The sequence below is a fragment of the Candidatus Hydrogenedentota bacterium genome, from assembly GCA_019637335.1.
Taxonomy (GTDB): Bacteria; Hydrogenedentota; Hydrogenedentia; order Hydrogenedentales; family JAEUWI01; genus JAEUWI01.
Genome location: JAHBVV010000034.1, coordinates 1 through 25,396 on the forward strand (window position 1 = coordinate 1; position 25,396 = coordinate 25,396).

At 60.7% G+C, this 25,396-nt stretch carries 17 protein-coding genes and 1 tRNA gene; 11 read left to right on the forward strand and 7 right to left on the reverse strand.

Features of this window, described 5'->3' with window-relative positions:
- Nucleotides 1-312 precede the first annotated feature (312 nt).
- The 4 genes from KF886_23890 (at nucleotide 313) to KF886_23905 (ending at nucleotide 4,311) form a co-directional block, all read left to right on the forward strand.
- Nucleotides 313-401 (forward strand) — tRNA-Leu (locus KF886_23890).
- A 186-nt stretch (nucleotides 402-587) separates the two neighbouring features.
- On the forward strand, nucleotides 588-1,016 hold the full coding sequence (locus KF886_23895; GenBank protein ID MBX3180403.1) for a GntR family transcriptional regulator: 429 nt from the start codon (nucleotides 588-590) through the stop codon (nucleotides 1,014-1,016).
- A gap of 129 nt (nucleotides 1,017-1,145) precedes the next feature.
- Complete coding sequence (glpK, locus tag KF886_23900) at nucleotides 1,146-2,636, forward strand: glycerol kinase GlpK (protein ID MBX3180404.1); 1,491 nt, start codon at nucleotides 1,146-1,148, stop codon at nucleotides 2,634-2,636.
- A 115-nt stretch (nucleotides 2,637-2,751) separates the two neighbouring features.
- A complete protein-coding gene (locus tag KF886_23905; protein MBX3180405.1) occupies nucleotides 2,752-4,311 on the forward strand; it encodes a glycerol-3-phosphate dehydrogenase/oxidase in 1,560 nt (519 codons plus the stop codon).
- A gap of 386 nt (nucleotides 4,312-4,697) precedes the next feature.
- Here the strand turns inward: KF886_23905 and KF886_23910 are convergent, their stop codons facing one another.
- Nucleotides 4,698-5,732 carry a low specificity L-threonine aldolase gene (locus tag KF886_23910; protein MBX3180406.1) on the reverse strand — a complete coding sequence of 345 codons (1,035 nt, stop codon included), beginning with the start codon at nucleotides 5,730-5,732 and terminating at the stop codon, nucleotides 4,698-4,700.
- A gap of 74 nt (nucleotides 5,733-5,806) precedes the next feature.
- Entirely contained in the window at nucleotides 5,807-6,973 is a 1,167-nt protein-coding gene (locus KF886_23915; GenBank protein MBX3180407.1) for a hypothetical protein, read from the reverse strand.
- Between the two features lie 203 nt (nucleotides 6,974-7,176).
- On the opposite strand from KF886_23915, the gene KF886_23920 reads away from it, so the two are divergent.
- The 4 genes from KF886_23920 (at nucleotide 7,177) to KF886_23935 (ending at nucleotide 13,025) form a co-directional block, all read left to right on the forward strand.
- Nucleotides 7,177-7,566, forward strand: coding sequence for a hypothetical protein (locus tag KF886_23920; protein MBX3180408.1), 390 nt, complete (start codon nucleotides 7,177-7,179; stop codon nucleotides 7,564-7,566).
- Nucleotides 7,567-7,627: 61 nt separating this feature from the next.
- Nucleotides 7,628-12,181 carry a hypothetical protein gene (locus KF886_23925; protein ID MBX3180409.1) on the forward strand — a complete coding sequence of 1,518 codons (4,554 nt, stop codon included), beginning with the start codon at nucleotides 7,628-7,630 and terminating at the stop codon, nucleotides 12,179-12,181.
- Between the two features lie 198 nt (nucleotides 12,182-12,379).
- Nucleotides 12,380-12,685 carry a nucleotidyltransferase domain-containing protein gene (locus tag KF886_23930; protein MBX3180410.1) on the forward strand — a complete coding sequence of 102 codons (306 nt, stop codon included), beginning with the start codon at nucleotides 12,380-12,382 and terminating at the stop codon, nucleotides 12,683-12,685.
- Between the two features lie 46 nt (nucleotides 12,686-12,731).
- On the forward strand, nucleotides 12,732-13,025 hold the full coding sequence (locus tag KF886_23935; protein MBX3180411.1) for a DUF86 domain-containing protein: 294 nt from the start codon (nucleotides 12,732-12,734) through the stop codon (nucleotides 13,023-13,025).
- Nucleotides 13,026-13,805: 780 nt separating this feature from the next.
- Here KF886_23935 and KF886_23940 read toward each other — a convergent pair.
- The 5 genes from KF886_23940 to KF886_23960 form a co-directional block, all read right to left on the reverse strand.
- A complete protein-coding gene (locus KF886_23940; GenBank protein MBX3180412.1) occupies nucleotides 13,806-14,039 on the reverse strand; it encodes a hypothetical protein in 234 nt (77 codons plus the stop codon).
- A gap of 13 nt (nucleotides 14,040-14,052) precedes the next feature.
- The gene (gene thrS / locus KF886_23945; protein MBX3180413.1) at nucleotides 14,053-16,089 is read right to left on the reverse strand and encodes a threonine--tRNA ligase; all 2,037 of its coding nucleotides are present in this window, start codon (nucleotides 16,087-16,089) and stop codon (nucleotides 14,053-14,055) included.
- A gap of 175 nt (nucleotides 16,090-16,264) precedes the next feature.
- On the reverse strand, nucleotides 16,265-16,795 hold the full coding sequence (locus KF886_23950; GenBank protein MBX3180414.1) for a hypothetical protein: 531 nt from the start codon (nucleotides 16,793-16,795) through the stop codon (nucleotides 16,265-16,267).
- A 78-nt stretch (nucleotides 16,796-16,873) separates the two neighbouring features.
- Complete coding sequence (locus KF886_23955; protein ID MBX3180415.1) at nucleotides 16,874-17,398, reverse strand: hypothetical protein; 525 nt, start codon at nucleotides 17,396-17,398, stop codon at nucleotides 16,874-16,876.
- Between the two features lie 385 nt (nucleotides 17,399-17,783).
- The gene (locus KF886_23960; GenBank protein MBX3180416.1) at nucleotides 17,784-18,008 is read right to left on the reverse strand and encodes a type II toxin-antitoxin system Phd/YefM family antitoxin; all 225 of its coding nucleotides are present in this window, start codon (nucleotides 18,006-18,008) and stop codon (nucleotides 17,784-17,786) included.
- Between the two features lie 201 nt (nucleotides 18,009-18,209).
- On the opposite strand from KF886_23960, the gene KF886_23965 reads away from it, so the two are divergent.
- The 3 genes from KF886_23965 to KF886_23975 all read left to right on the forward strand — a co-directional run bounded on the left by KF886_23965 (nucleotide 18,210) and on the right by KF886_23975 (nucleotide 24,884).
- Entirely contained in the window at nucleotides 18,210-19,544 is a 1,335-nt protein-coding gene (locus KF886_23965; protein MBX3180417.1) for a sulfatase, read from the forward strand.
- A gap of 83 nt (nucleotides 19,545-19,627) precedes the next feature.
- Complete coding sequence (locus tag KF886_23970) at nucleotides 19,628-21,478, forward strand: alkaline phosphatase D family protein (protein MBX3180418.1); 1,851 nt, start codon at nucleotides 19,628-19,630, stop codon at nucleotides 21,476-21,478.
- Between the two features lie 895 nt (nucleotides 21,479-22,373).
- Entirely contained in the window at nucleotides 22,374-24,884 is a 2,511-nt protein-coding gene (locus tag KF886_23975) for a DEAD/DEAH box helicase (protein MBX3180419.1), read from the forward strand.
- Nucleotides 24,885-25,396: the final 512 nt, after the last annotated feature.

Here is a 25,396-nt window from a genome sequence, read left to right on the forward strand (position 1 = left end):
CTTTTTTGGTGGGTTTAGGCTGGAGGGCAGTTGAGAGTTGACAGTTGACAGTTGACAGTTGACAGTTGACGGCAGGGGCGGCAGGCGCGGCAGGGGCGGGGTGGACAAGGGACAGCTTGACGCCTAAAGCCTCCAGCCTCCAGCCTCCAGCCTCCAGCCTACAGCCTACAGCCTACAGCCTCCAGCCTACAGCCTACAGCCTGACGCCTCCAGCCTCCAGCCTCCAGCCTACAGCCTACAGCCTATTCGCGCATCTCCCCACAACAAAAAGTTGATCCGGCGCCCGTCCATTGAGTAGACTATGCGTCCCTTGCCGGAGTGGTGAAATTGGCAGACACGCATGGTTCAGGTCCATGTGCTCTTTACTGGGCGTGGAGGTTCAAGTCCTCTCTCCGGCACCATTATTGACATTGCAGGCCCCAGGGTGGCATAACCACCTTGGGGCTTGTTCTATGGTGCGCCGCCCTGTCGTGCGGGCTGGCGCGCGGTTCGGGGGGAGACACGCCGGTATGGCTCCGTGGGGGGCGCCCTGGCCGGGACGCGAATGCAGGAAATGGGAACGAGGACAGGGGCAGGAGTATTACTTCATGCTGGAATGGATCAATCCCGAGAGCGACATCGCCGTATTCGTGCAAATCGAAAACGAGGTGCGCTTTGCGATCGCCTCGGGAGCCCTCAAGGGCGGCGACAAGCTGCCGCCCGTGCGCGCCGTGGCGGAACGCCTCAAACTGAATCCCAATACCGTGGCGAAGGCCTACCGCGATCTTGAGATCACCGGTCTGGTCTACTCGCGCCGCGGCATGGGCATCTTCGTCCGCGATGGCGTCGCCGCCAAGTGCAAGTCGGATTGCCACGAGGACATCGCGCAGAAGATGCACACGGTAATCGCCGAAGCGAAGGCGGCGGGCTTGAAGGAATCCGATATCCGGAACCTGACCAAAGCCTGCTTCGCCGCCAAGGCCGCGCCCTACGCAACGGCGCCCCGGAGCGTGCTGGCCGCGCTCAAGGGCAAATAAGCCGCTCGCGGAGTTCGCGCAGTTGGTCTTGCGGGCGCCGCCGGTGTATGGTGGAGGCCTGACAGGCGGAGTGTTGCGCGCGGTGTGATGGGCGCGCCTGCGCGCGTCCGCCCCAGCCAGGGGAACGCCATGCGCTACGTACTCGCATTGGATCAGGGCACCACCAGCTCGCGCGCGCTGCTCTTTGGCCCGGACGGCCAGATTGCGGGTGTCGCCCAGACGGAATTCACGCAGCACTATCCCCGCCCGGGCTGGGTGGAGCACGATCCGGAAGAGATCTGGCGCACCCAGCTGGATGTCGCGCGGAAGGTCCTTGAGGAACAGGGGCTTGCCGCCGGGGATATCGCCGCGATCGGCATTACCAACCAGCGGGAGACGGCGGTCGTCTGGGATCGCGCGACCGGGAAGCCGCTGGGCAACGCCATTGTCTGGCAGGACCGCCGGACCGCGAGCCACTGCGACCGATTGCGCGAGGAGGGCCACGCCCGGCTGTTTCAGGAGAAGACCGGCCTTGTGCTCGACGCCTATTTCTCCGGCACGAAGCTCGCCTGGATCCTCGAAAACACCGAGGGTGCGCGGGAACGCGCCGAAGCCGACGAGCTCGCCTTCGGGACGGTCGATTCGTGGCTCGTGTGGAACCTGACCGGCGGGCGCCTGCACCTCACCGACGCCTCGAACGCCAGCCGGACCCTGCTCTTCAATATCCACACCGGCGCGTGGGACGATGAGATCCTCGAAGTGCTGAACATCCCGCGATCCATGCTGCCCGAGGTGTGCGATTCCAGCGCGGTGTACGGCGAGACCGATGCCGACCTGCTCGGCGCGCCCATTCCCGTCGCCGGCATCGCGGGCGACCAGCACGCCGCGCTCTTCGGCCAGCAGTGCATCGAGCCCGGCATGGCGAAGAACACCTACGGCACCGGCTGCTTCGTGCTGATGCACACCGGCGCCGATGCGGTCGCCTCGAAGAACAACCTGCTGACGACGGTCGCCTGGCGCCTGAACGGCCGGCTCGAATACGCCCTTGAGGGCAGTATTTTCATCGCGGGGGCCGCCGTGCAGTGGCTGCGCGACGAGCTGGGCATCTTTCAGGCCGCGCCCGATGTCGAGGCGCTGGCCGCGTCCGTGCCCGACAACGGCGGGGTCTACTTCGTGCCGGCCTTCGTCGGTCTCGGCGCGCCCCACTGGGACCAGTACGCCCGGGGGGCCATCCTCGGCCTCACGCGCGGGTCCAACAAGGCCCACATCGCCCGCGCCGCCCTGGAGAGTATCGCCTTCCAGGCCGCCGACGTGCTGGAGGCCATGGAAGCCGATGCGGGGCGGCCCGTCGCGGAGCTGCGGGTGGACGGCGGCGCCGCCGCCAACGATTTGCTCATGCAGATTCAGGCGGACCTGCTCCAGGCGCCGGTTGTGCGCGCGCAGGTCTTCGAGACGACCGCCCTGGGGGCGGCCTACCTCGCCGGGCTCGCGACCGGATTCTGGAAGGATCGGGAAACCATCGCCGCGCAGTGGCAGGCGGCGGGCCGTTTCGAACCCCAAATGAAACCGGCCGATCGCGACGCACTCCACGCGGGCTGGCGGAAAGCCCTCGAGCGCGCGAAGCACTGGGAGGACGGATGAACGCATCGCTGGCCAATCGCGCACCGGCGCGAGGCCCCACTGCAATTACCGGCCTGTCCATCGCTCCAGTTCCTGCCGTCCGTGTAACCCAGGCCCAGGAGGCGCCATCCACGCCATGAAACGCGAAGACATGATTGCCCAGCTTGAAGATCACCGCCAGCCCTGGGATCTGGCCATCATCGGCGGCGGGGCCACCGGCCTCGGCATCGCCATTGACGCGGCGGCGCGCGGCTACAAGACGCTTCTTCTTGAGCGCCGCGATTTCGCCCAGGGCACGTCCAGCCGCAGCACCAAGCTCGTGCACGGCGGCGTGCGCTATCTCCAGCAGGGCAACATTCCGCTTGTCATGGAGGCGCTCAAGGAACGCGGGATACTCCGGCAGAACGCCCCGCACCTCGTGCGCGACCAGCCCTTTGTCGTGCCCAACTACGACTGGTGGGAGGCCCCCTTCTACGGCATCGGCATGCGCGTGTACGATCTCCTCGCCGGCCGCTATGGCTTCGGCCCGTCGCGCAATCTATCGCGCGAGGAGACCATTGAACGCCTCCCCACCATCGAAACCGAGGGGTTGCGCGGCGGCGTCGTCTACCACGACGGCCAGTTCGACGACGCGCGCCTGGCCATCAACATGGCGGAAACCGCCGCGGAGCAGGGCGCGGTGCTGCTGAACTACATGCCGGTCACCCGCCTCATGATCACCGGCGACATCGTCACCGGGGTGGTCGCGCGCGATGCCGAAACCGATACCGAATACGAGATCGCCGCGCGCGCCGTGATCAACGCCACCGGCCCTTTCAGTGATGCTGTGCGCCGTATGGAAGATCCCGAAGCCCCCGCGCTCATCGCGCCAAGCCAGGGCGTCCACCTCGTGCTGCCGAAGGAGTTCCTCCCCGGCGAGAACGCCATCATGGTCCCGCACACCGACGACGGGCGCGTGCTCTTCGCCATCCCCTGGCGCGGCCACGTGGTCGTCGGCACGACGGACACCCCCATTGACGACATCCCCGAGGAGCCGCACGCCTTCCCCGAGGAGATCGAATTCCTCATGGGCCACGCCGCGCGCTACCTGTCGCGCGATCCCGGCCCGGAGGACGTGCGCAGCGTTTTCGTTGGCATCCGACCGCTGGTCCGTGCGGCGGGCGCCGAAAACACCGCCGCCCTCTCGCGCGATCACAGCCTGATGATCTCCCGGGGCGGGCTTGTCAGCATCGGCGGCGGGAAATGGACCACCTACCGCCACATGGCCGAGGATGCAGTCGACCAGGCCGCCACCCTCGCCGGGCTGCCCGAACGCCCCTGCGTTACGCGCAACCTCAACATCCACGGTTACCATCAGCACGCGAGCGAATTCGGCGAACTCGCGGTCTACGGTTCCGACGCGGTCGAGATTCGCGCGATCGTCCGGGAAGACGCCACGTGGGCGGAGCCGATTCACCCCGCCCTGCCCGTTACCGGCGCGGAGATTGTATGGGCGGCCCGCGAGGAAATGGCGCGGACCCTGGAGGACGTGCTCTCCCGCCGGACCCGCGCGCTCTTGTTCAATGCGCGCGCCAGCATGGAAGCCGCGCCCGCCGCCGCGCACATCCTCGCGCTCGTCCTCGGCCGCGACGAAGCCTGGCAGCACGCGCAGGTTGAAGCGTTCCGCGCACTGGCGGAGGGGTATATGCTGCCGTAGGGGGGGTGAACCCCCGAAGTCCGGGCATCGAGAATCAGTGGAAAACGGCTGTGCCACGCGATTCCGCTTCAGGCGGATTCGTGTGCCCGTCCTCCAGCGCGCCCGGAGCATTCCAGACGCACGCCGGCCCGCGGCTTGTTCCAGCCGCTCACGCTTTTCGTGCGCCATGTCGCCCGCTTGATGAACGACGGGCACACGAATCGGCGGCGCCGAATCGCGTGGCACGGGACAGGCCTCCGTGTTTTCAATACGGGCGATTTATGGATGGGATCCGCCAGCGCGCGGCGTAGTTCAGCCGCTTACGTTTTTCGTGCGCCATGTCACCCGCTTTTGGAAGGACGGGCACACGAATCGGCGGCGCCGAATCGCGTGGCACGGGACAGGGTTCACCCCAGATTCGCAAGGTCCGCCAGCAGCGCGTCCACGTCTTCCGGCGCGGTGTTCCAGGAGCACATGAAGCGCGCGCCGCCGCCGCCGATGAACTCGTAGAAACGCCACCCCTTCGCTCGCAGGACCTTCGCCACTGGGGCATTCAAGCGCGCGAAGACGGCGTTGGCCTCGCGCGGGTAGAGCAGAGCGACGCCCAGGCGCGTGAAACCTTGCGCGAGTTGTTCCGCCCGGGCGTTCGCGTGCGCCGCGTGCCGCAGGTAGGCGCCGCTCTCCAGCACGCCGAGAAAGGGCGCGGCGAGAAAGCGCATTTTCGAGCCCAGCTGACCCGCCTGCTTGCAGCGGTAGCCGAATTCCTCGGCCAGATCCTTCCGGAAAAAGACGACGGCCTCGCCCGCGGCCAGGCCGGCCTTCGTGCCGCCGAGACAGAGCACGTCCACGCCCGCCTCCCACGTGATGGCGCGCGGCGGGACCCCGAGCGATGCGATCGCGTTGGGCAGGCGCGATCCGTCGAGGTGGATCCGAAGGCCATATTTTCGCGCCAGCGCCCAGACGTTCCGGAGCTCTTCGGGCGTGTACACCGTGCCCGATTCGGTGGCCTGGGTGATGCTGATGACGCGCGGCTTCGGGTAGTGGATATCCTGCCGCCGGGTGATCTGGTGTTCCAGCGCCGCCAGGTCCACTTTTCCGTTTGCTCCGCCCACGGTCAGGATCTTCGTTCCGTTGGAGAAGAATTCCGGCGCGCCGCACTCGTCCGTCTCCACGTGGGCGCGCTCGTGGCACAGCACGCTGTGGTAGCTCTCGCAGAGGCTCGCCAGCGCCAGCGAATTCGCCGCGGTGCCGTTGAACACGAAGAACACTTCGCAATCCACCTCGAAGAAATCGCGGATGGCGTCGGCCGCCGCGCGGGTGTAGCCGTCCTCGCCATAGGCCGGGGCGAAGCCCGTGTTCGCGCGATCCAGCGCGGCCCAGGCCTCCGGACAGATCCCGCTGGCGTTGTCACTGGCGAAGGCGTCGTAATTCGGCTCGGGCATGTGGTCTCCTTTTGCTTGGCGCGTTCCTCCCCGTAGACCGCCCGCCATGCATACCGCGGCGCGCCCGCGGGCTGCTAGCGGCGGTTGCCCGGCCTCACGCGCCCGGGCCATTCCGATTGGTCCAGCGTGGTTCCGTCGAGCCCTTTCAGCTTCACCGTCATCCGCTCGCCCTCCCGGGGAATCTCGATCAGGATGTACGACGGATCCGGGCTGAAGAACTTCGATCCCGCGCGGTCCCGGTAGTCGTCGCCGGACTTGAGCCCCGCGTTGAAATAGGGGAAGCCCTTCACCTCGGCGCGCTCCGCGAAGCTGCCAAAGCCAGATAGTGCGGCGGAACCCTGGCGAATGGCGGTTTCCCACGCGCCGCCCGCCGCCGAGCGCACGTTGGCGTTGGACTCGTTGTAGTACGTGATCAGGAAGCGCTGGTGGCGGTTGCGGATCGCGTCGCGGTACCAGCGAAACTGTTCGGAGGCGCGATCGAGCGGGAGGCAGCTTTGCCGGGGCGTGCCGACATCGCGGATGTGGCTCAGGTCCAGCGCGATCAGCCCGACGCCGAACGCCGGCACGTCGAATTGATAGTAGCGCCCGTCACCCGGGAGCGGAAAGAAGGCGCGGAAGGCGGTCGCTTCCAAGTCGTACAGCGGCGATTCGTTCTCGTCTTCCAGATAGCGGATCTGGCGATCGTGGTTTCCCAGGGCCGGCAGAAAGGGCGTCCGCGCGAAGAGATCCGGATAGAGGCCCACCAGGCGCGAGAACGGCGCCGTGTATCCGGGCGCGCCCGGCGACTCCAGCGAGGCCACGTCGATCACCATATCCCCGCAGGAAAGCAGCAGGTGCGGGTCATCCGCCAGGACCGCATCCAGGGACGGCCAGAGGTACCAGTTGGCCGCCGCCGCAATGCGCAGCGTGTCCCCCGAGTAGGACTTCACGGGGAACACCGCGGATTGCGCGTCGCCCGCCGTCACGCGGTAGTACAGCGCGCCCTCGGCGGGGAACGGGATAGACACGTGGTGTAATTGCACGGGCTCGGCGCGCTCGACCGATTCGCCCAGGGCTTCCGTGGGGCCGTACTCCACGCGCGACGGGCCCGGGGCGTCCGTTTCCCAATTCACCATCAGCTTGGACGGATCGCCGGTTTCGTGTGTGAGCCAGAGGCGCGTGATATCGGCCGCGTGCGCGTTTCGGGAGGCGGCGGAAAGGCACAACATCGCAATGAGGCAGGGAAAACGGTGGAGCGACATGGGCGATCCTCAGGGGTTTCAGAGAGTTGTTGCTTGTGGCCCGTATTATCCGGCCTGGCGCGATTGAAGACAACAAAACGGGCGGGGCGCGCGGCCGGCTGGCGCGGGCATTGAACACCGCAACAAAACCGGTATACACTCCACGCAACACAACATTGTCCCAGGGGGCAGTTTGCCTGGGGCAGACACAAGGGGACCAACCCATGCGCGCATCAAGTCTGCACCTCCAGCGCAGCGCCGAAGCCCTCCTCGGCTACCTGCGGGGGATCACCTGCGACGGCCACCTCAGCGACCTCGAAATCGCCAACCTCCAGGGCTGGCTCGAAACCCACGACGCCCTCCGCCAGCACTGGCCCTTCGACGAACTCAGCGCGCGATTGGAATCCATCCTGCGGGATTCCGTCATCGATGAAGACGAGCGCGCCGAACTCCTCGAATGGTGCGCCGACCTATCGCTGGATACCAATCCGGCCTACGATCTCATCGATATGGCCACGCGCCAACTGCACGGCGTCCTCCATGGGATTCAATCCGACGGCAAGGTCACCGAAGACGAGGTGTACGGCCTCCGGGATTGGCTTTCTGCCAAATAATTGCGATCACATCGTTTTCAATGCGAAATCTCTATCCATCACAAAAAGTGTGAGGTAAAAAATGCCACTGCGCGGCGGATCTAGCGACAAATTAGGAAATCGCTATGAAGGTTGGTGGACCGTATCATGCCTTCTTGGCATCCTGGCAAGCGAGGCGGAATCAATCCGCATAGAGGAGCCAGGTGAAGACTCAATAGAATTCGTTCTCGTAAAAAGAGGCAAGAAGGAGTATCACCAGGCAAAGCGGAACACGCCATTGGGCTCATGGACAATTGCAGCGCTTGGATCGACTAAAGTCGGTGTGCTGAAGGCAATCAAGGAAAAGCTCTCAGGCAGCGACTCGAAATTCTTATTCGTGTCTGGAAGCGAATCTCGCGAGCTTAAGGAACTTACTGATCGTTCGAGAGACGCCGAATCGTACGAAGAATTCACGACCAAATTCCTTCAAGCCAAAGCTCATTCTGAGAATTTCCAAAAGCTCCAGCGATTTTGGGATGACGTCGCTCCCGAAGTTGCATATGAACTGCTGCAACGGCTAACCCTGAGGACAATTGACGAGCGAGGTCTCGTCGAAAGCACAAGAAATCATAGTCGGGCACTGTTTCTTGAAAGACCCGAGACCGTTCTGGCTGAACTTCGAAGTATTGTACTTGATTCCGTTCATCAAACATTGACCCGGGACGATCTGATCACCAGCTTGAGAGACTCTGGAATTCAGCTCCGCAGGATTCAAAATCCGCAAGATGTTCCGAACGTTGTCCGTCAGGCAACAGACGCGTACTTGGAGAGTATCCGTCGTAAGTTGATCGGCGGAACACTGATCCCGCGAGAGGCGGTGGAATCCCTATGCCAGAAGGTGCTGGCCAGCACGGAGAGTATGGAGATCGCCATAGTTGGAAAGGCTGGTGGTGGGAAGACTGCGAGCCTTCTTCATCTAGCGCAGGGGCTTGTGGATGGAGGAGTTTCGGTGCTGGCATTCCGATTGTACCCATTGGAGCCCGTTTACAATTCTAAACAGCTTGGCGAAAAAATTGGCTTGGAAGAATCCCCAGCGCTCATCGTCTCCAGCTTGTCGGCCACTGGACCGTCGGCGATCTTAATAGACCAACTTGACGCGCTTAGCATAGTTTCAGGTCGTGGAACGGAAGCGTTCTACGAAACGTTGGAACAAGTCTTAAGCGAAGTGCGTGGATTGAGAACGCCGCATCCGATACATGTCATTGTTGCTTGCAGAAGTTTCGACTGGAGTAATGACGCGCGATTCAGGAGCATGCTGCGAAATAACCACTTGAACTTTGAAGTGTCTGACTTCTCCATGGATGAGGTCGAGCATGTGCTCTCGGACCACAGTTTTGACGTCAGCGGTTTTCAAGAGAGGCAGACTAGACTCCTGTGTCTTCCACGCAATCTATACCTGTTCCTCGAGTCCCACATTGGTTCGGAACGGGAATTTAAGTTTCTGACCGAGAAGGACCTTTTTGACCAATACTGGGACGAAAAGCGAGGAGCGATAAATTCGCGATTGACGTCACATCGAGACAACTGGGATGTCGTGATCCAGAGTATTGTCGAAATCATGAGAGACTCCGAACAACTATTCTCACCGAAAGAAAAGCTTGATGCCCTTGACCAAGTCTACTTGGACGCAATGTGCTCGGAGAGCGTGTTGACTTTCGATGGCAAACGATATGGGTTTGGTCATGAGAGTTTTTATGACTACTGTTTCGCTCGCAAATTTGTTGCCAATGGTCAGAGCCTCTGTGAAGTGCTGAAGGAGGGCAGCCAAGGGCTCTTTGTCCGGTCTATGGTGAGACAGGTCCTTATGTACATGCGTGATTACGATTCTCCGACCTACATTCAACAAGTTGATTCGCTACTGAGTGATAACCACATTCGGATTCACATAAAGGACTTGGTGCTGGGGCTTTTGGCTTCAGCGCCACAACCAAAACTTGAAGAGTGGAAGCTCTTCAATACTCGAATCGATAATCTCTTCAAATTGGCCTCGGAGAATTCGCAATATGGGACCCTGGAAGCGTTAGTTTGGCAGTATTTTTTCTTGTCACCATCGCTTTTCGGAATGGCGCATTCCGAAGGCGACTTGAAGCGGTGGTTAGCGTCAGTCGGCGACCAATCCATTAATATTCTTATTCACTACTTCTACTACGAACAGCGGCATCACGCGGAAGTGATCGCGGAATTGCTGGAACCGTACGTCGGAGTAAGTCCCGTCTGGGATGATCGATTAAGAAGAGTCATGGAAGGCGCCTCGAGTGGAGACAGTAGACGGTCGTTCGACTTATTCTTGAAATTGCTTGAACTTGGGGTGCTTGACTCAGCCCGCGATAGATGGATCGGCAACGGAACATTCTGGTCAATGTGCAGTTCATGGTCGGACAGCAGGCCAGACTGGTTAGCTGAATTGATCGCACGGTGGTTGGCAAGACGACTTCAGTTGTTTTTGGATTCCGGCAGGTCTACATGCCAGCCTGCTTGGAGGGGATTCCTGGAGAATGACAGTGATGTGAAACATATACTCATGGAAGTGGCGCAGAAGGCTCCAGCGGAGTATGTGAAATATGTATTGCCAGTTGTGTTGCAGATCATTGAGGAAGCTGTGGTTAAAGGCAGAGATGAGCTACCACGGGTCGACTACGTGGAGAGGATATATCATGTCAGCGAGTCCAGTATGACCCGAGGCATCCTGAGAGAATCGCTTTTTTCTGCACTTGATTCATTGCGGGGGGAGCGGGGAACCATATTCCTGAATGCCGTACAAGACTTGCGGGGCAGGAACACATATTTTTCGAACCATCTCCTGCTGCGACTTTACACCAGTAGCGCGAGCCAATTAGCGGAAGTTGCGGCGGAACTGCTCTGTAATGAGCCATGGCGTTTGTCCTGCGGATACGCAGACAGCGAGTATTGGGTAGCGGCGAGGCTGCTGGGGGAGATTCTTCCCCATCTTGCGGCGGATGATCGTGAAAGGCTTGAGCGAGTTGTACTGGATTTTGTGCCGAAATGGGAGCGCCAAAGAAAACACAATGGATACTTGCAGCATGGGCAGGCATGCTTTGAACTGCTGTCCGGTATACCTGAGAAGCTATTAAGCCCAACTGGGCGAAAGCGTTTGCAGGAGTTGGTCCGCAAGTTTGGATCACCAAGCGGTCCGCCCCAAAACACAAGCGCGAGCTTCGTAACGTCGCCCGTTCCCCACGATGCAAGTGGGAAGATGAGTAACGACCAGTGGATTCGAGCGATCAAGAAGTACAACGATGAGAGTTCCGGTAGGTGGTTCCAGACCCCGGGTAAGGGCGGACCAGCTCAGTTGGCTGGCGAATTGGAGCTTTGCGTCAAGAGTGAGCCGGAGAGATTTGCAAAATTGGCCCTGGTGTTTCCAAGCGGGACAAATCCCGTGTTTTTTTCCCGTATTCTGCGTGGATTGAAAGTATGCGAAGGTTTCGACAAGGTAAAAACAGAGCTGTGCCGAAGGGTGATCTCCGAGTATAAAGTAGAATGTGGCACGGAACTTGTCGAAATCTTACCGAGTTTTCAAGGTCCAATTCCTGAAGATTTGTTGGATTTCCTGCGGTGGACGATTGCAAATCACCCGGATCCGGCGACCGAATTGTGGGACCAGGACAGCAATGGGGGTGGAAAGTACTACGGAGGCGACATATACGATTGTGGACTGAATACAACCCGAGGCGCGGCGGCAGGCGTCCTCCGCGAACTAGTCCGAAAAGAGCCAAAGCTCATAGATACCTTGAGAGATACGTTGACGAGACTAATCGGCGATCCAAGTATTGCGGTGCGCTCATGCGCGGCGACCACACTTCAGGTTGTTTACTGGCACAACGAAGACCTGGCAGTAGAATTGTTCCAAGAACTGGTCAACACAGACGAGCGCCTACTCGGAACTCATTATGTTCAGGAATTCCTGCACTGGTCACTTCGACACCACATTGAGGATGTGCGCAATATTGTATTGCGGATGTTAGTCTCTGGCCACAGTGAGGTGAGACGAGGTGGTGGACGTCTCGCGGGACTAGCGGAACTATACCATGAGAGCGAGGCAAGTCTAGCGGCGTCAGCGATGGCGGGGGACACGGCATCCCGCTTAGGAATTGCCGAAATTGCCGCAAAAAACCTTGGTATTCAGGATTGCCGGTCTTTGTGCGAAGATAAACTTCTCGTGCTCTTCAATGACGAAAATGAGGACGTTCAAAAGTGTGTGGCTACTTGTTTTCGTTCCTTGGAAGGAAAACCCGTTGAAGAATTTGAGAGACTGATTGAAGGATTTTGTCGAAGTAAAGCGTTCGAGACAGATTCGAGCGAACTTATCGAGTTGCTTGTCCAATCTACCTATCGTGTGCCAGGTGTGCTGGCAAGCACTTGTGAGCGGTATCTGAAGTGGTTTGAAAAGCGTAGCGAAACTGGGGCCAGAGACCTTGCGTATGGAGTAAGCATGAAACTAGTGTCGCAATTGATCTTCCGGATATATCAGCAGCATAAAGGAGACGTATGGGGCACGAAAGCCCTAGATCTGATTGACCGCATGTGCCTTGTGGGGGTCTCAGAGGTTAGAGGCGGACTTTCCGAATTTGATCGGTGACTAGGTCTCGGTCTGTTGACGGGACCGCCAGTTTTTGTTCTTTAATTGTTGGGCATTTTCCCTTGCCTACAAAGGTAAACCTCCACCCCGCCGTTTGGTCTCTCCCGGCTTCCCAAGGCTCCCGAAAAGGGGGTACAATAATCGGGCCAGGCCGCTGTAATGTCACCTTGCTCGAATGAGCCCACGGGAGATTCGGAAATGAGCCAGCCCAGAATCGCCATACCGCAGGAGGAGATCGAAGCCTTTTGCCGGAAATGGCGCGTGCGCGAGTTTTCTCTCTTCGGCTCCGTCCTTCGCGACGACTTTCGCGACGACAGCGATGTGGATGTGCTGGTGGAATTCGACGCGGCCGCCCCGTGGAGCCTGTGGGACTGGCCGTACATGATCGACGAGTTGAAGGCTGTTTTTGGCCGCGAGGTGGACTTGGTGGAGAAGGACGCCCTTCGGAACGAGCAGCGCCGCAGGGCCATACTTTCGGAGCATCGGGTGCTTTATGCCGCTTAGCGAACGGGATACGGCGCTCCTGGAGGACATGCTCGTCCACGCCTGATTGATAAGCGCGTTCGTCGAAGGGATTTCCGTTGATCAGTATCTGGCGGACAGGAAAACCCAGCTTGCCGTTGAACGGCTCATAGAGATCATCGGGGAGGCGGCCCGGGGAATGTCCAAGGCTTTTCGGGACAGCGAACCTGACATACCCTGGCGGGGCATAATCGGACAGCGAAACGTGCTGGCGCACGAGTACGGCGAAGTAAAGCAGGAACGCATATGGAATGTCGCGCCGCGAGAAATTCCCATCCTGATAGGGCATCTTGAACGGCTGACGTCCGCGGATCCCGAATGATGCGGGGGTGGGAAGCCGCCATTGATCGTGACGCAACGATTACCGCACCCGCGCCGCCGATGGAACCGTGAGGCAAGGGGGAGGCAGGCCGGATTCTCATGCCGCGGTTCTACTGATGTAGCCACAAAGAGCACAGGGCAGCCTCTGGCCGCAACCAAAAAAATAATCACCACGAAGGGCACGAAGGGCACGAAGGGCACGAAGAGAAAGGGAGAAGGGCTTTAACCGCAGAGAACGCAGAGAACGCAGAGGATGGCTCTTGTACGCAGATGAAGTAGTTGGTTGAATGGGGGTGCGTTTTTGACCACGAATGGACACCAATGCACACGAATGCGCCTCGAGCGGCCACTGGCCGCGATCAGGATTTGTGACCACGGATGACACGGATGACACGGATAGCAATTGGTTCCGGTCGTTGAGGCGTGCCGGCGGCTGCGTGCGACTTTCGACGCAGCCTGTTCGGATTGTTCAGCATCGGAATTGTAGCGGGGTTGATCGGGTGGCGGGCTGCTTCTTCTCGTTTTGTTCGAGTTTCGCTTCAATCCGTGTCATCGGTGTAATCCGTGGTCAATAGAAGAATATCGGCCACGATATTCATGGGACGACCCGGAAATTCTCCTTGGAGTTTCCAATTCGTAAATGCTTTTACAACAGATTGTTATGGAGATTTTGCGCGCAAGAACTTGCAGAAAAAACAAGAAAATGACGGATGGTAGTACAAAGTGCACAAGGAAACGCTGCAATGTTCTTTGTGCTCTCTGTGAACTTTGTGGCTAAAACCTATTCTTCCAGCGGCAGGGCGACGTCCTCGAAGTTGTCCATCATGCGATCGCCGCGCATGCGCTCGAGGGCCATGTGGGCGTCGCCGGCGCTTAGGGTCACCTGGTCTTTGCTGCAATAGCGCCGCCAGGTGATGTTGCCGTTTTCCTTTTCCTTGTTGCCGATGATCCAGATACTCGGCACCTTGTGGGTGATGGCGTTGCGGATTGTTTTGAGTTCTGAGACCGCCAGCACTGCAGTTGTAGAACTACCTAAGATACATTTTCCCTTTACAAACGGAACATTCTAGTTCTTTGCAGTTCATGTATTCGGCCAAGTCCAAGGCGTAAGTGATGTTATCGGCCTGAGAATCTGGAGCAACATTGGCGTTGTATTCATTAAGGTCGTGCGCACCATCCACATCATCGGGAGAGCTTTGAGATCTTGGAAAATACAACGTTCTCAAGCCACAATCGGGATTTGAACATACGTAAAGTTTGGTCATCCTGAAATTGTCCATTGTCCGTTCTCCTCGAAGTTGTTCCATCAGCTTTTTTGCATTTTCGATGCTCATAGTCTCTTGGTCTTTGCTGCTATACCGCCGCCAGGTGATGTTGCCGTTTTCCTTTTCCTTGTTGCCGATGATCCAGATGTTCGGGATCTTGTGGGTGATGGCGTTGCGGATTTTTTTGTTGAAGCTCTCGTTGCTCTCGTCGATCTCGGCGCGGAAGAGGCTTTCGCGGAGTTCGCCGGCGATCTGGTGGGCGTAGCCGGCGACGTCGTCGTTGACGGGGATGAGCTTGACCTGCACGGGGGCCATCCAGGTGGGGAAGGCGCCGCCGTAGAGCTCGATGAGGAAGCTGATCATGCGCTCGTGGGTGCTGAGGGGCGCGCGGTGGATGATGAACGGGGTCTTGTGCGATCCGTCGGAGTCCACGTATTCGAGGTTGAAGCGTTCCGCCACCACGAAGTCGAGCTGGCAGGTGGAGACGGTCTCTTCGCGGCCGAGGAGGTTCTTTACCTGGATGTCGATCTTGGGGCCGTAGAAGGCGGCTTCGCCTTTCTCCTCCTCAAACTCCACGCCGAGATTGTGCAGCACCTCGCGCACGACGGCCTCGCTCTGGAGCCATTCCTCGGTCTTGCCGGCGAACTTGTCCGACGCGGGGTCGTGGAGGCTCAGGCGCACGCGGAAGTTGCCCATGCGCAGGTGGCCGTAGTAGTAGCTGTACATGTCCATGACGGCGCGGAATTCCTGCTCCACCTGCTCGGGGGTGCAGTAGATGTGGGCGTCGTTCATGCACATGGCGCGGACGCGGAGCAGGCCCGCGAGGGAGCCGTGCTTCTCGTAGCGGTAGGTGTTGCCGTATTCCGCCAGGCGGAGCGGGAGGTCGCGGTAGGAGTGGGGCCGCGCCGCGTAGATCTTGTGGTGGTGCGGGCAGTTCATCGGGCGGAGGTAATATTCGTCGTGATCGTCCACCACCATGGCGGGGTACATGGAGTCGGCGTAGTAGGGGAGGTGCCCCGAGCGGTGGTAGAGGTCGCCGCGGGTGATGGCGGGGGTGCTCACGCGCTGGTAGCCCGCGCGGAACTCGATCTCGCGGGCCCACTGCTCCAGTTCGTCCCGCACCACGGCGCCATTCGGCATCCACATCGGCAGGCCCACGCCCACCTCCTCGTCCATGAAGAAGAGGTCGAGTTCCTGGCCCAGTTTGCGGTGGTCCCGCTCCATGGCGAGCTTGCGCCGCTCGATGTAGCCGTTCAATTCGGCCTTTGACTCAAACGCCAGCCCGTAGATGCGGGTGAGCATCGGCTTCTTCTCGTCGCCGCGCCAGTAGCTGCCGGAGATGCGGTCCAGCTTGAAGCAGGCCTTCGGCACCTCGCCGGTGTGCGCCAGGTGCGGCCCCTCGCACATGTCGATAAAGGGGCCATTCACATAAAAGCCGAGGCCCTCGGGGCCCGCTTTCCCGGTTTCCACCAGTTCCCGCGCGTATTCGATCTTGTAGGTCTGGTCCGTCGCCGCGAGCAGTTCCCGCGCCTCTTCCAGCGACCTGTAGGACTGCTCGAAGGGCTGTTTTTCCTTGATGATGCGGCGCATGGCGTTCTCGATCTGTTCCAGGTCGCGCTCGCCGATGGGTTCGCCGCCGAAGTCGAAGTCGTAGTAGAACCCGAACTCCACGGGCGGGCCGAAGGCCATCTTGGCCTGGGGGCGGATTTCGAGCACGGCCTGGGCCATGATGTGGGCCAGCGAATGGCGCACTTTATAGATAAAAGACTGCTTCGGGTCGTCGTGGGGCTGGCTGCACATGGTTCGGGGGGTCCTGTAAAAGTCGAAAAGGCGCCCGGCCACGTGAACACGGCCGGGCCTTAAAAGGGCGTCTGGAAAGCGCGTAGAATAGCAAGATCGGCGCTGTTAAGTCCATTGGCCATGCGCATTTTGCCACCTGACATGCGGAACGCTCTGCGTCAGTGGCGGCGGCAGATTAGATGTATTCCGCCGCGGCACGACGACGCCAGAAGTTGGCCAACGCCTGATCGATGCTCTCCCGCTCGAACTCGTCGGCTTCGCGCATGAACTCCAGATAGGCGACGATGGCCGCCGACTGCGCCTTGTCGAAGACGGCCAGCCTGTGGCTGGAAGCCTCGAAGCATGTCCGCTCCCCGTAGCGCTGCGGGTTGACCTTCGTCGCCCGGCCGGCGTCCGTCAACCCGTGGGTCAGGTGGAACACCGGAGTCGTCGACCCCAGCCGCCCGTCGAGGTCCGCGATCAGGTATGCGGGGAGGTAGAACCGAAACGCCTCGTCGGAGAAGAAGCTCAGCGCCGAGTGGTATCCGTCCGGGGCCTGGTCCAGAAAAGCGGGATCGAGCGCGCTCCAGTCGGTCTTCCCTTTGAACTCCTGCTCCAGCAGGTACGGCTCATCACCTTCATCGCCCCGGCGCAAACACCAATCGCCCGGGTACTCGACTCCCGCAAACGCGGACCGGATCATCGACTTCAATGTCTCAGCGTCCACCAAATCTCCCCCTTTGAGGGCTCCGGTTCAGCAACAGGCCGCGCAGCGGACCGTCCGCTGCAACAGGTCATGAGTATTTCATTCAAAATAATCGATGAAAACATCTTTTTTGAAGTCTTTAAAGCACACACGATACCAATCATGGGAGTCGTCAAATATTCTATAAATATCTTCATATAGTGACGCTATGTTCTCCAAATTTTTCTCCACCTCTCCCAGAGTTGTCTTTTTGGTCAATTTGTGGACAATCTGATTTCGACGTTGATTGAAATCACTACATTTGCTGATAAACGATTCTTTTTCAGGAAACTCTATCCCATCACCCAATTCCGCTAAGGCAGAGCCAAACATCGGTCTATTTCTTTTTGGAAACTTTATCTTTGCCGGGTGAATGGATAACTCGATAAAGAACCTCGAATCTGCAATTAGCAAACGCACCATTTCTTCACAGAGTTGATGATAAATAAGCAAGGCAGCAAGATAGCCCTCGATTGTGTTCTGCTTGATCGCCCTGCTTGCCAGGTCGTCAAGTTCCTGCATGAAGTTCGGATTCTCGAAGGAAGGCCAATGCTCTGAATTGTTGATTTGTTGTATCAAATCCATTCATATACCCCTTAAGACTCATAAGGAAAACACGCAAGGAGCGGCTTGACTGGCGAGCAGCGGCTTAACTATATCACAGCGACGGGCACCCTTGACGGTCTGGATTTCGACTTTGATCGCAAGAAATTTCGTTGGGAGCGCCCGCCACACCCAGTTGTTGGACATGACCGCCCACGCCACCCCGGCGCGGGAACCGAACTGGCTGTTCGGGGTCACCCAAGCATCCCATGGCGAGGGCACCGCGATTCATGGGAAGCAATTGCGGCAGCCAAGTCATGCTGCGCTACTTGGGGAGTGCCGCCACGTCGTATTTACAGCGCCGGATCGTCCGCAAACCACCAGAGCACGGCATGGTTGCCCAGCAGCAAGTTCAGGTTTCCTCCCCTCAGAAGGAACTAATGACTTCCTGGGGCAGTTCGTCAAAGTCGTCAGCTATCCAGATTTTGCCCGCCCAGCGACCTGGCTCACGAGGGGCTTTGATTTCCGTATAGGCGACCAACTTTGCCACAGGCTCGCCGGCGTTTGCGATGACAATTTCCTCACCTTCCTTGACTTCCCGAAGAAGGCGCGACAGCTGTGTCTTGGCTTCGTGAATGTTGACGGTCTTCATGGCCTATTCCTTAATTGACTAAACTAAGTTTAGTCTAAATTGGAAGGTTGGTCAAACCCGATCTTTGTGCCCCTTAAGCACTTTGTGGTTGGCGTCTACATTCCTATCCACCGGTCCCGCGGCAGAGTAGCGCGCCCAAGTGCCCTTTTTTGCATTGGGTGCGGGTAATGTAGCATGGGGCGATAAGGAAAGGAGCATTGTATGTTTGCGCAAGTACAGGGAATTCGTTGGGGGCTGGCCGGTGCGCTGGCGGTGCTAGTACTGTCCGGCTTCGCGCGAGCCGCGGAGCGGCCGCCAAACTTCATCGTCATCCTCACCGACGATCAGGGCTACGGCGATCTGGGCTGCTACGGGGCGGAGGGCATCAGGACGCCCGAGATCGATCGCATGGCGGCGGAGGGCACGCGGTTCACGTGTTTCTACGCGACCGCGCCGATCTGCACGCCGACGCGTGCGGCGTTGATGACGGGGAGCTATCCGCCGCGCGTGGGGCTGGGGACACCGCTGCACACGCCGGACAGGTACGGGCTGAATCGGGAGGAAATCACGCTGGCGGAGTTGCTGAAGGAGGCGGGCTACGCCACGGGGTGCGTGGGCAAATGGCACCTGGGCCACCACGAGCCCTTCCTGCCGTTGAACCACGGCTTTGACTTCTACTACGGCACGCCCATGGGGCACATGTTCTTTACCACGGTCGAGGAATCCAAGCGGACGGATCACTTCCTGCGGAACGGGGAACGGATACCGCACCCCCCGGCGGAGGACTTGACGGAACTGTTCACCGACGAAGCCGTGGCGTTTATCGAGCGAAACCGCGAAAGACCGTTCTTCCTCTACCTGGCGCACACCATGCCGCACATCCCACTGCTGCCCCCGGCGGATTTTCGCGGGAAGAGCGAAGGCGGCGTCTACGGCGACATCATCGAATCGATCGACGCGAGCACCGGCCGGGTCTTGCAGGCGGTCCGCGACGCCGGGCTGGCGGAGAATACCTACGTCATCTTTACCTCGGACAACGGCCCGAATCCCGGCGACGGATCGCCGGGGCCCTACCGGGGTGGGAAGCATGGCGCGTACGAAGGGGGCGTGCGCGTTCCGGGCATTGTGTGGGCGCCGGGGCGCGTGCCCGCGGGGGGCGTCTGCGATGAACTGGCGAGCACGATGGACCTGTATCCCACGCTGGCCAGGCTTGCAGGCGCGGAGGTCCCGGCGGATCGGATTATCGACGGTCGGGATATCACGCCGCTGTTTCACGGGGAAGCGGGCGCGAAATCGCCGCACGAGCAGTTTATCTACTATGTGCGGGAGGGGAAGACGGGCGGCATCCGCGTTGGAGACTGGAAGTTGCTGGTGGATGTGAAGGCGGGGCCGTGGAATCATACCGGGGAGGCCCTGTACAACCTGGCGGAAGATCCGTCGGAACAGAAAGACCTTGCGGCGGAAAGGCCGGAGAAGGCCGCTGAATTGAGGAGGAAACTGGAGGCCGCGGACGGGGAGCTCCGCAGGAATGCGCGGCCGGCGGGAGTGCTGAAATGAACGGATGGAGGGAATTCCGAGCGCGGCCTGGATATCTCCGGGCGCCGCGATTCCAGTTCGCCGCATTGTTGGTGTCTATTGCGGTGTTTTTTCCACCGGAAAAGACTTTCGCTCAGATCCGGGCGCTCGGCTGGCCGGATGCGACGGCGAATGACGTAATCCCGTACGACGGCAGCGGGCTGACCCATGGCCCCTTGCTCGGGCGCCCGGCGGCCACGAGCATGCGGGTGTGGGTGCGGACGGCGGCGCCGGGACCTTTCCGGGTGGTGTATGCCCCTTCGCTGCCGCTCTCGGCGGACGGGCCGGGCGTTGCGGGCGAGACGAACGCCGGGGACGACAACACCGGCGTCGTGGACCTGACGGGATTGGCGCCCGACACGCGGTACTACTACGGCATCGTACTTAACGAACGCATCGTGGATACCCGGAACGATTTCGCGCCCGGCTTCCCTTCCTTCCGAACGCTGCCGGACTGCGCGTCCTACGCGGACGAACGATACAACCCGGACGGCCGCTTCAATTTCAGCTTTGGCGTCGGCTTTGGCGCGCGGCAGACCTCCAGCGAACCCATGTACCGCGATGCGCCGGGTTTCCACTCGCTCAATGCGCGCTATGCGGACCGGCTGTCGTTTTTCATCATGAACGGCGACTACATCTACGAGGAATTCCGAACGGCACAGAACCGCCCGCACGAGGCGGAGATGTTCCGCGCGGACTACCGGAGCTACATGGAGCACGGGCTCGCGATGACGGAATTTCAGCGCCGCGTGCCGTGGCTCTACACCTACGACGACCACGAGACCTTCAGCGACCTCGAAGGCGCCGGCGAGATCGGCCTGAAGCAGGGCAAGTGGCTCTACCGGGATCGATCGCTCGGCCCCTGGTATGAATACGCGGGATGGGCCAACTACCCCGGCCCGCAGCGTGGCGAAATCTACCGGGGCGAGGCGGAGGTCAAAGCGGGCGGCGATGTGCTGCACGATCCCAACGCCGATTTCACGCAACTGCGCCCCGAAACCATCAGCACCCTGCTCGTGGACATGGGCCAGAAGAACCAGGGCGTCTACGGCTTGGTGGAAACCATCGACGCGCATCATGTCCGCGTAACGCCGGCCTTCGCCGAGAATGAAACCTGCACCTACAGCATCGGCACACACCACTATTTCGACTGGCGCGTTGGCAACTGCCATTTCTTCGCGCTGGACACGCGCGGCGAGCGCACGCGCTACCTCGCGAAGAAGGTCAACGATCCCGATCGCTTCCTGCTCGGCGCAACGCAGGAGAAATGGCTGCTGGACGGCATCGCGGGAACCGACGCCGACTTCATCTTCATCGTGTCGAGCGTGTCCTGGATGATCTACCACACGAACTTTCACATGTATAAGGATCCGGCGGAGATCCCGCCCGGCCCCGCGGCCAAGGAGGACGGCTTCCTCGGGGCGATCCAGGAGCGGGATCGCCTGTTGGCGGCCCTGGATGCCATCGAGAAGCCGGTGATCATCTTCACCGGCGACCTGCACAACGCCTTCGCCGTTCAAATCAGCGACAACGTGTGGGAATTCATGACGGGGCCCTTCAATTCCTTCAACCACCCCATTCTCACCGCCGGCAATCCGCCGCCGCCCTACGGCGGCTGGTTCGACTCCGCTGGCACGAACGTGAAGATCAAGTGGGTGGCCGGATTCCCCAATGAAATGAGCTACCAGCGCCTTACCAACAAGTACTACGGAATCGTACAGGTAAACAACGCCCTCAAGTCGGGCCGCCAGGAGGGCCCGGGCCTCCACTGGGTCGCCTACGACGAGCCCCAGGTCATCGTGCAGTTCATCGACGCGTACACCGGCGAAATGGTCTACGCCGAAGGCATCTCAACCGCCGATGCGAAGCCCGCTTCACAGGGGGGACGCGGGGCGGCCAAACAAATCGATCAGTGAACGCGCGCAACAGAAACATTCTTGTCGCGTATGGTTATTCGCCCGATCATTGATCGGGCGTCCGCCACGGCAATCGCATTTAAACGTCCAACTCGAGCCGAGCGCCACATGAACCACCTTCAATGTTATAAAGGGCGCGTGTTGGAGCGCTGGCATTTCGCCTGTGGCGAATCCCTGACCTTGCCGGCACAGATGCCGGCGCTCCAAAACGCTCACAATCGTTGATTCAAGGTTCCAAATCGAATCAAATCTACGCCCATATACCGAGATCGAGTTTAAATGCGGCTCATCCGGTTTGAGGGTACATCGGCAACGATGGCGGCAAATAGGAGTAGTTTGCTGGGTTCTCTTTTCCGGGCGGCGATGCTATGAGCGGATAGAAGATTCTCTGGAGCTTGTCTGTAGCGCAGACGGTATACTCGGCAGCAGAACTGGATGCCAACGCATTCTTTCGGCCCGAAGGGCCAACGCAGTTTTCAGCCCCGGGCAACGCCCGGGGTTTAAGCGACGGGTTTCTTATACGCCCTGAAAGGGCAGCGCAGTTGCACTTCAGAACCGCTGGGCTGGCTCACCACTGCGCTGCCCTTTCAGGGCGGGGAACGTGGTGTCCCCGTGTTCCCTGGGCGTTGCCCAGGGCTGGGAGCTGCGCTGGCCCTTCGGGCCGAAAGACCAGTCGATACGATTACTCCGACAGAGGCCCCAACCAGCATACATTGGCGGTTCCGGATAATTCGGGCACGGAGAAACGCCTGTGAATAGTCCCGTACGCTCAAACCGGATGATCCTTAAATGCGATTGCCCTGAGCGTCCCGCGCCTTGACGCTCCTTTGCCCGCGCGTGTAGCGTATGGGTCCGCGAGAAACACCCCTTCGCCGGAAGAAAGGACCGCCGCCCCATGCCCGCCAAGACCCTATCCGCCAGGACCCTATCCGCCAAAGCCAAGCCCCGCCGCAAGGTCGCCAAGAAGCCGCAGCGCACGTCCCGCACGCGAAAGCCGCTCTCGATGACGCTGGAGGCGTGGCAGGTGGCGCTGCGGCGGGAGTACGGGCGCGAGCAGAACTTCCGCGAGCGTAACCTGGGCGAGGACCCGATCTTTTCCTCGTTTACGGTGCACAATCCCGGGAGCGGGCGGACCTACCGGGTGGCGATCCGCGGGGCGAATCTGGGGGACAATTTCTGTTCGTGCCCGGATTTCGCGGTGAATACGCTCGGAACGTGCAAGCACATCGAGTGGCTTCTCGCGAAGCTGGCGCGCAAGCGCGGGGGGAAGAAGGCGCTGCGCGAAGGCTACCACCCGCCCTATTCCGAGGTGTACCTGCGCTACGGCGCCGAGCGCGCGGTGCACCTGACCCGCGGATCGGCGTGCGACGTGCGCGCGGCGCGCCTGCTGGATCGCTACTTCGACGCCGAAGGGCGCCTCGGCGAGAAGGCGGCGGAGTCGTTTGAAAAATTCGTGCGCGAGGCGCGGCGGCAGCCCCACGAAATCCGGATCTACGAGGACGTGCTATCCTTCGTCGCCGCCCGCCGGGACGACGCCCACCGCGCGGCGCGTATCGCGAAGGACTACGGGGGCCGGGGTGGGGCGGCGCGGCTGAACAGCCTGCTGCGCGTGAAGCTTTACCCCTACCAGCGCCAGGGCGCGATCTTTGCGGCGAAGGCGGGCCGCAGCCTCATCGCGGACGACATGGGCCTCGGGAAGACGATCCAGGCGATCGCCGCCGTCGAAATTCTGGCCCGGGTTGCCGGGGTCGAGCGCGTGCTCGTGGTCTCGCCCACGGCGCTGAAGCACCAGTGGCGCCAGGAGGTGGAGAGGTTCGCCGGGCGCGACGCGGCGGTGGTGGAAGGCCTGTGGCCGCAGCGGAAAGCCACGTACGCCAGCCCCTCGTTCTACAAGCTGACCAACTATGAGACCATCGAGCGCGACATGGAGCTCATCCGCGAATGGGCGCCGGATGTGGTCATCCTGGACGAGGCCCAGCGCATCAAGAACTGGGACACCCGCCGCGCGCGGGCGATCAAGCAGCTCGATTCCCGCTTCGCCATCGTGCTCACGGGCACGCCGCTGGAGAACCGGCTTTCCGAACTGCATTCGATTATGGAGTTTGTGGACAAGTTCCACCTCGGGCCCCTGTTCAAGTTTCTCCATGCCCACCAGCACGTGGACGAATCCGGGCGGGTCATCGGCTACCGCGATCTCGACAAGGTCAAGGAGAGCCTGGCGGGCGTCCTGGTGCGCCGGCGCAAGGCGGACGTGCTCCAGGAGCTGCCGGATCGTTCGGATAGCTACCTGTTCGTGGATATGACCCGCGAACAGCGGCAGGTCCACGACGACGCCGACTATCTGGTGAAAAAGATTCTGGCGAAGTGGCGGAAGTATGGCTTCCTGACCGAAGAGGACCAGCGCCGGCTCATGTGCCTATTGCAGACCATGCGCATGGCCTGCAACAGCACCTTCCTCGTGGATAAGGAAACCGACCACAGCACCAAGATGGACGAATGCGCGCTGCTGCTTGACGATGTGCTTGCGGATCCCGAGAGCAAGGTGGTTATATTCAGCCAGTGGCTCGGGACCCACGAGCAACTTATCCGGCGGCTCGAGGCGGAGGGGCGCGGCTACGCCTACTACCACGGATCCCTCGACGGGAAGAGGCGCAAGGAGGCGCTGGAGCGGTTCAAGGGCGACGCGGATTGCCCCATCCTTCTCTGCACCGACTCCGGCGGCGTGGGCTTGAACCTCCAGGAGGCTTCCGCCGTTATTATCATGGACCAGCCGTGGAACCCCGCCGTGCTCGAACAGCGCATCGGGCGGGTGCACCGGCTCGGCCAGCACCGACCCGTCTCGGTTTACCATTTTATTTCGCGCGGGGGCATCGAGGAGGGGATGCTCGACACGCTCAAGTTCAAGACCTCGATGTTCGAGGGCGTGCTCGACGGGGGCGAGAGCGAGGTCTTTCTCGGCGGCACCCGCATGCAGAAATTCATGGAAACCGTCGAAAAGGTCGTCGCGGCCACCCCGCAGGATGCGCCCGTCGCCGAAGCGGGCGACGCGCGCGACGGCGGGCCCGCGGAAGCGCCGGCGGCGGATGCGGACAGCGGGGCTCCGGTGGAGCCTGCCCGCGCGCCGGGCGCCGCGACAACGGAACGGCCCGCCGCAGCCGAGGAGGCGCCGTGGAATGCGCTGCTTCAGGCCGGCCTCGCGCTGCTCGGCGAGATCGAGAAGCGCGGCGGCCAGGGCGCGGCCCGAAGCGCCGGTGGAAACGGCGCTTCCCGTTTCGTTCACGAGAACAAGGAAACCGGGAGGCCCGAACTGCGCCTGCCCATGCCCGACCCGGACACCGCCGCGAAAATCGGCGAGCTTCTCGGCGGGATCGCGGGCGCGTTGCAGCGCCTCGGCGGGGGGCGGTAGCCGCGATAGGGGGGAGGCGTCGGCCATTCTATCGGAATGCTCTCCGGGTCGTGGGTGTCGTGGAGCTGTCGCGGCGGGGCCGAGTTGCGCCGTTGCCCGCGACGTTCGCGACTCGCCGCCCGCCAACGATTCCGGTTCGCGGGGTTGCGGGAAGGGCCGACGACATGGTAGTCTTGCGGTTTGCGGCGCGCAATTTGCGCCGCGGCTGTCCGGCGCCGGACAAAATCGGCCCGGAATCGGGTATGGACATACAGGCGCGTTGCCGGGATGCGACGCGGTTGGGGACGCTGATTCAATTCGAATTGGCCGAATTCAAACTATTGACATTCCGCCGGCAGATCGTGTAAAGTACGCACAAGGTCTAGTGGTGGTCGGTTCATATTTGTGCCAATTGCCCAAACCTGTAGTGTCCGGCCCATACGAAAACATTCCGTGTGTAACGTTTATGCCGGATGTAGGTAAGGTGTGGTGACCGCGCTCTGGAGGCGCGATTGCTCGAGTACAACTTAAGT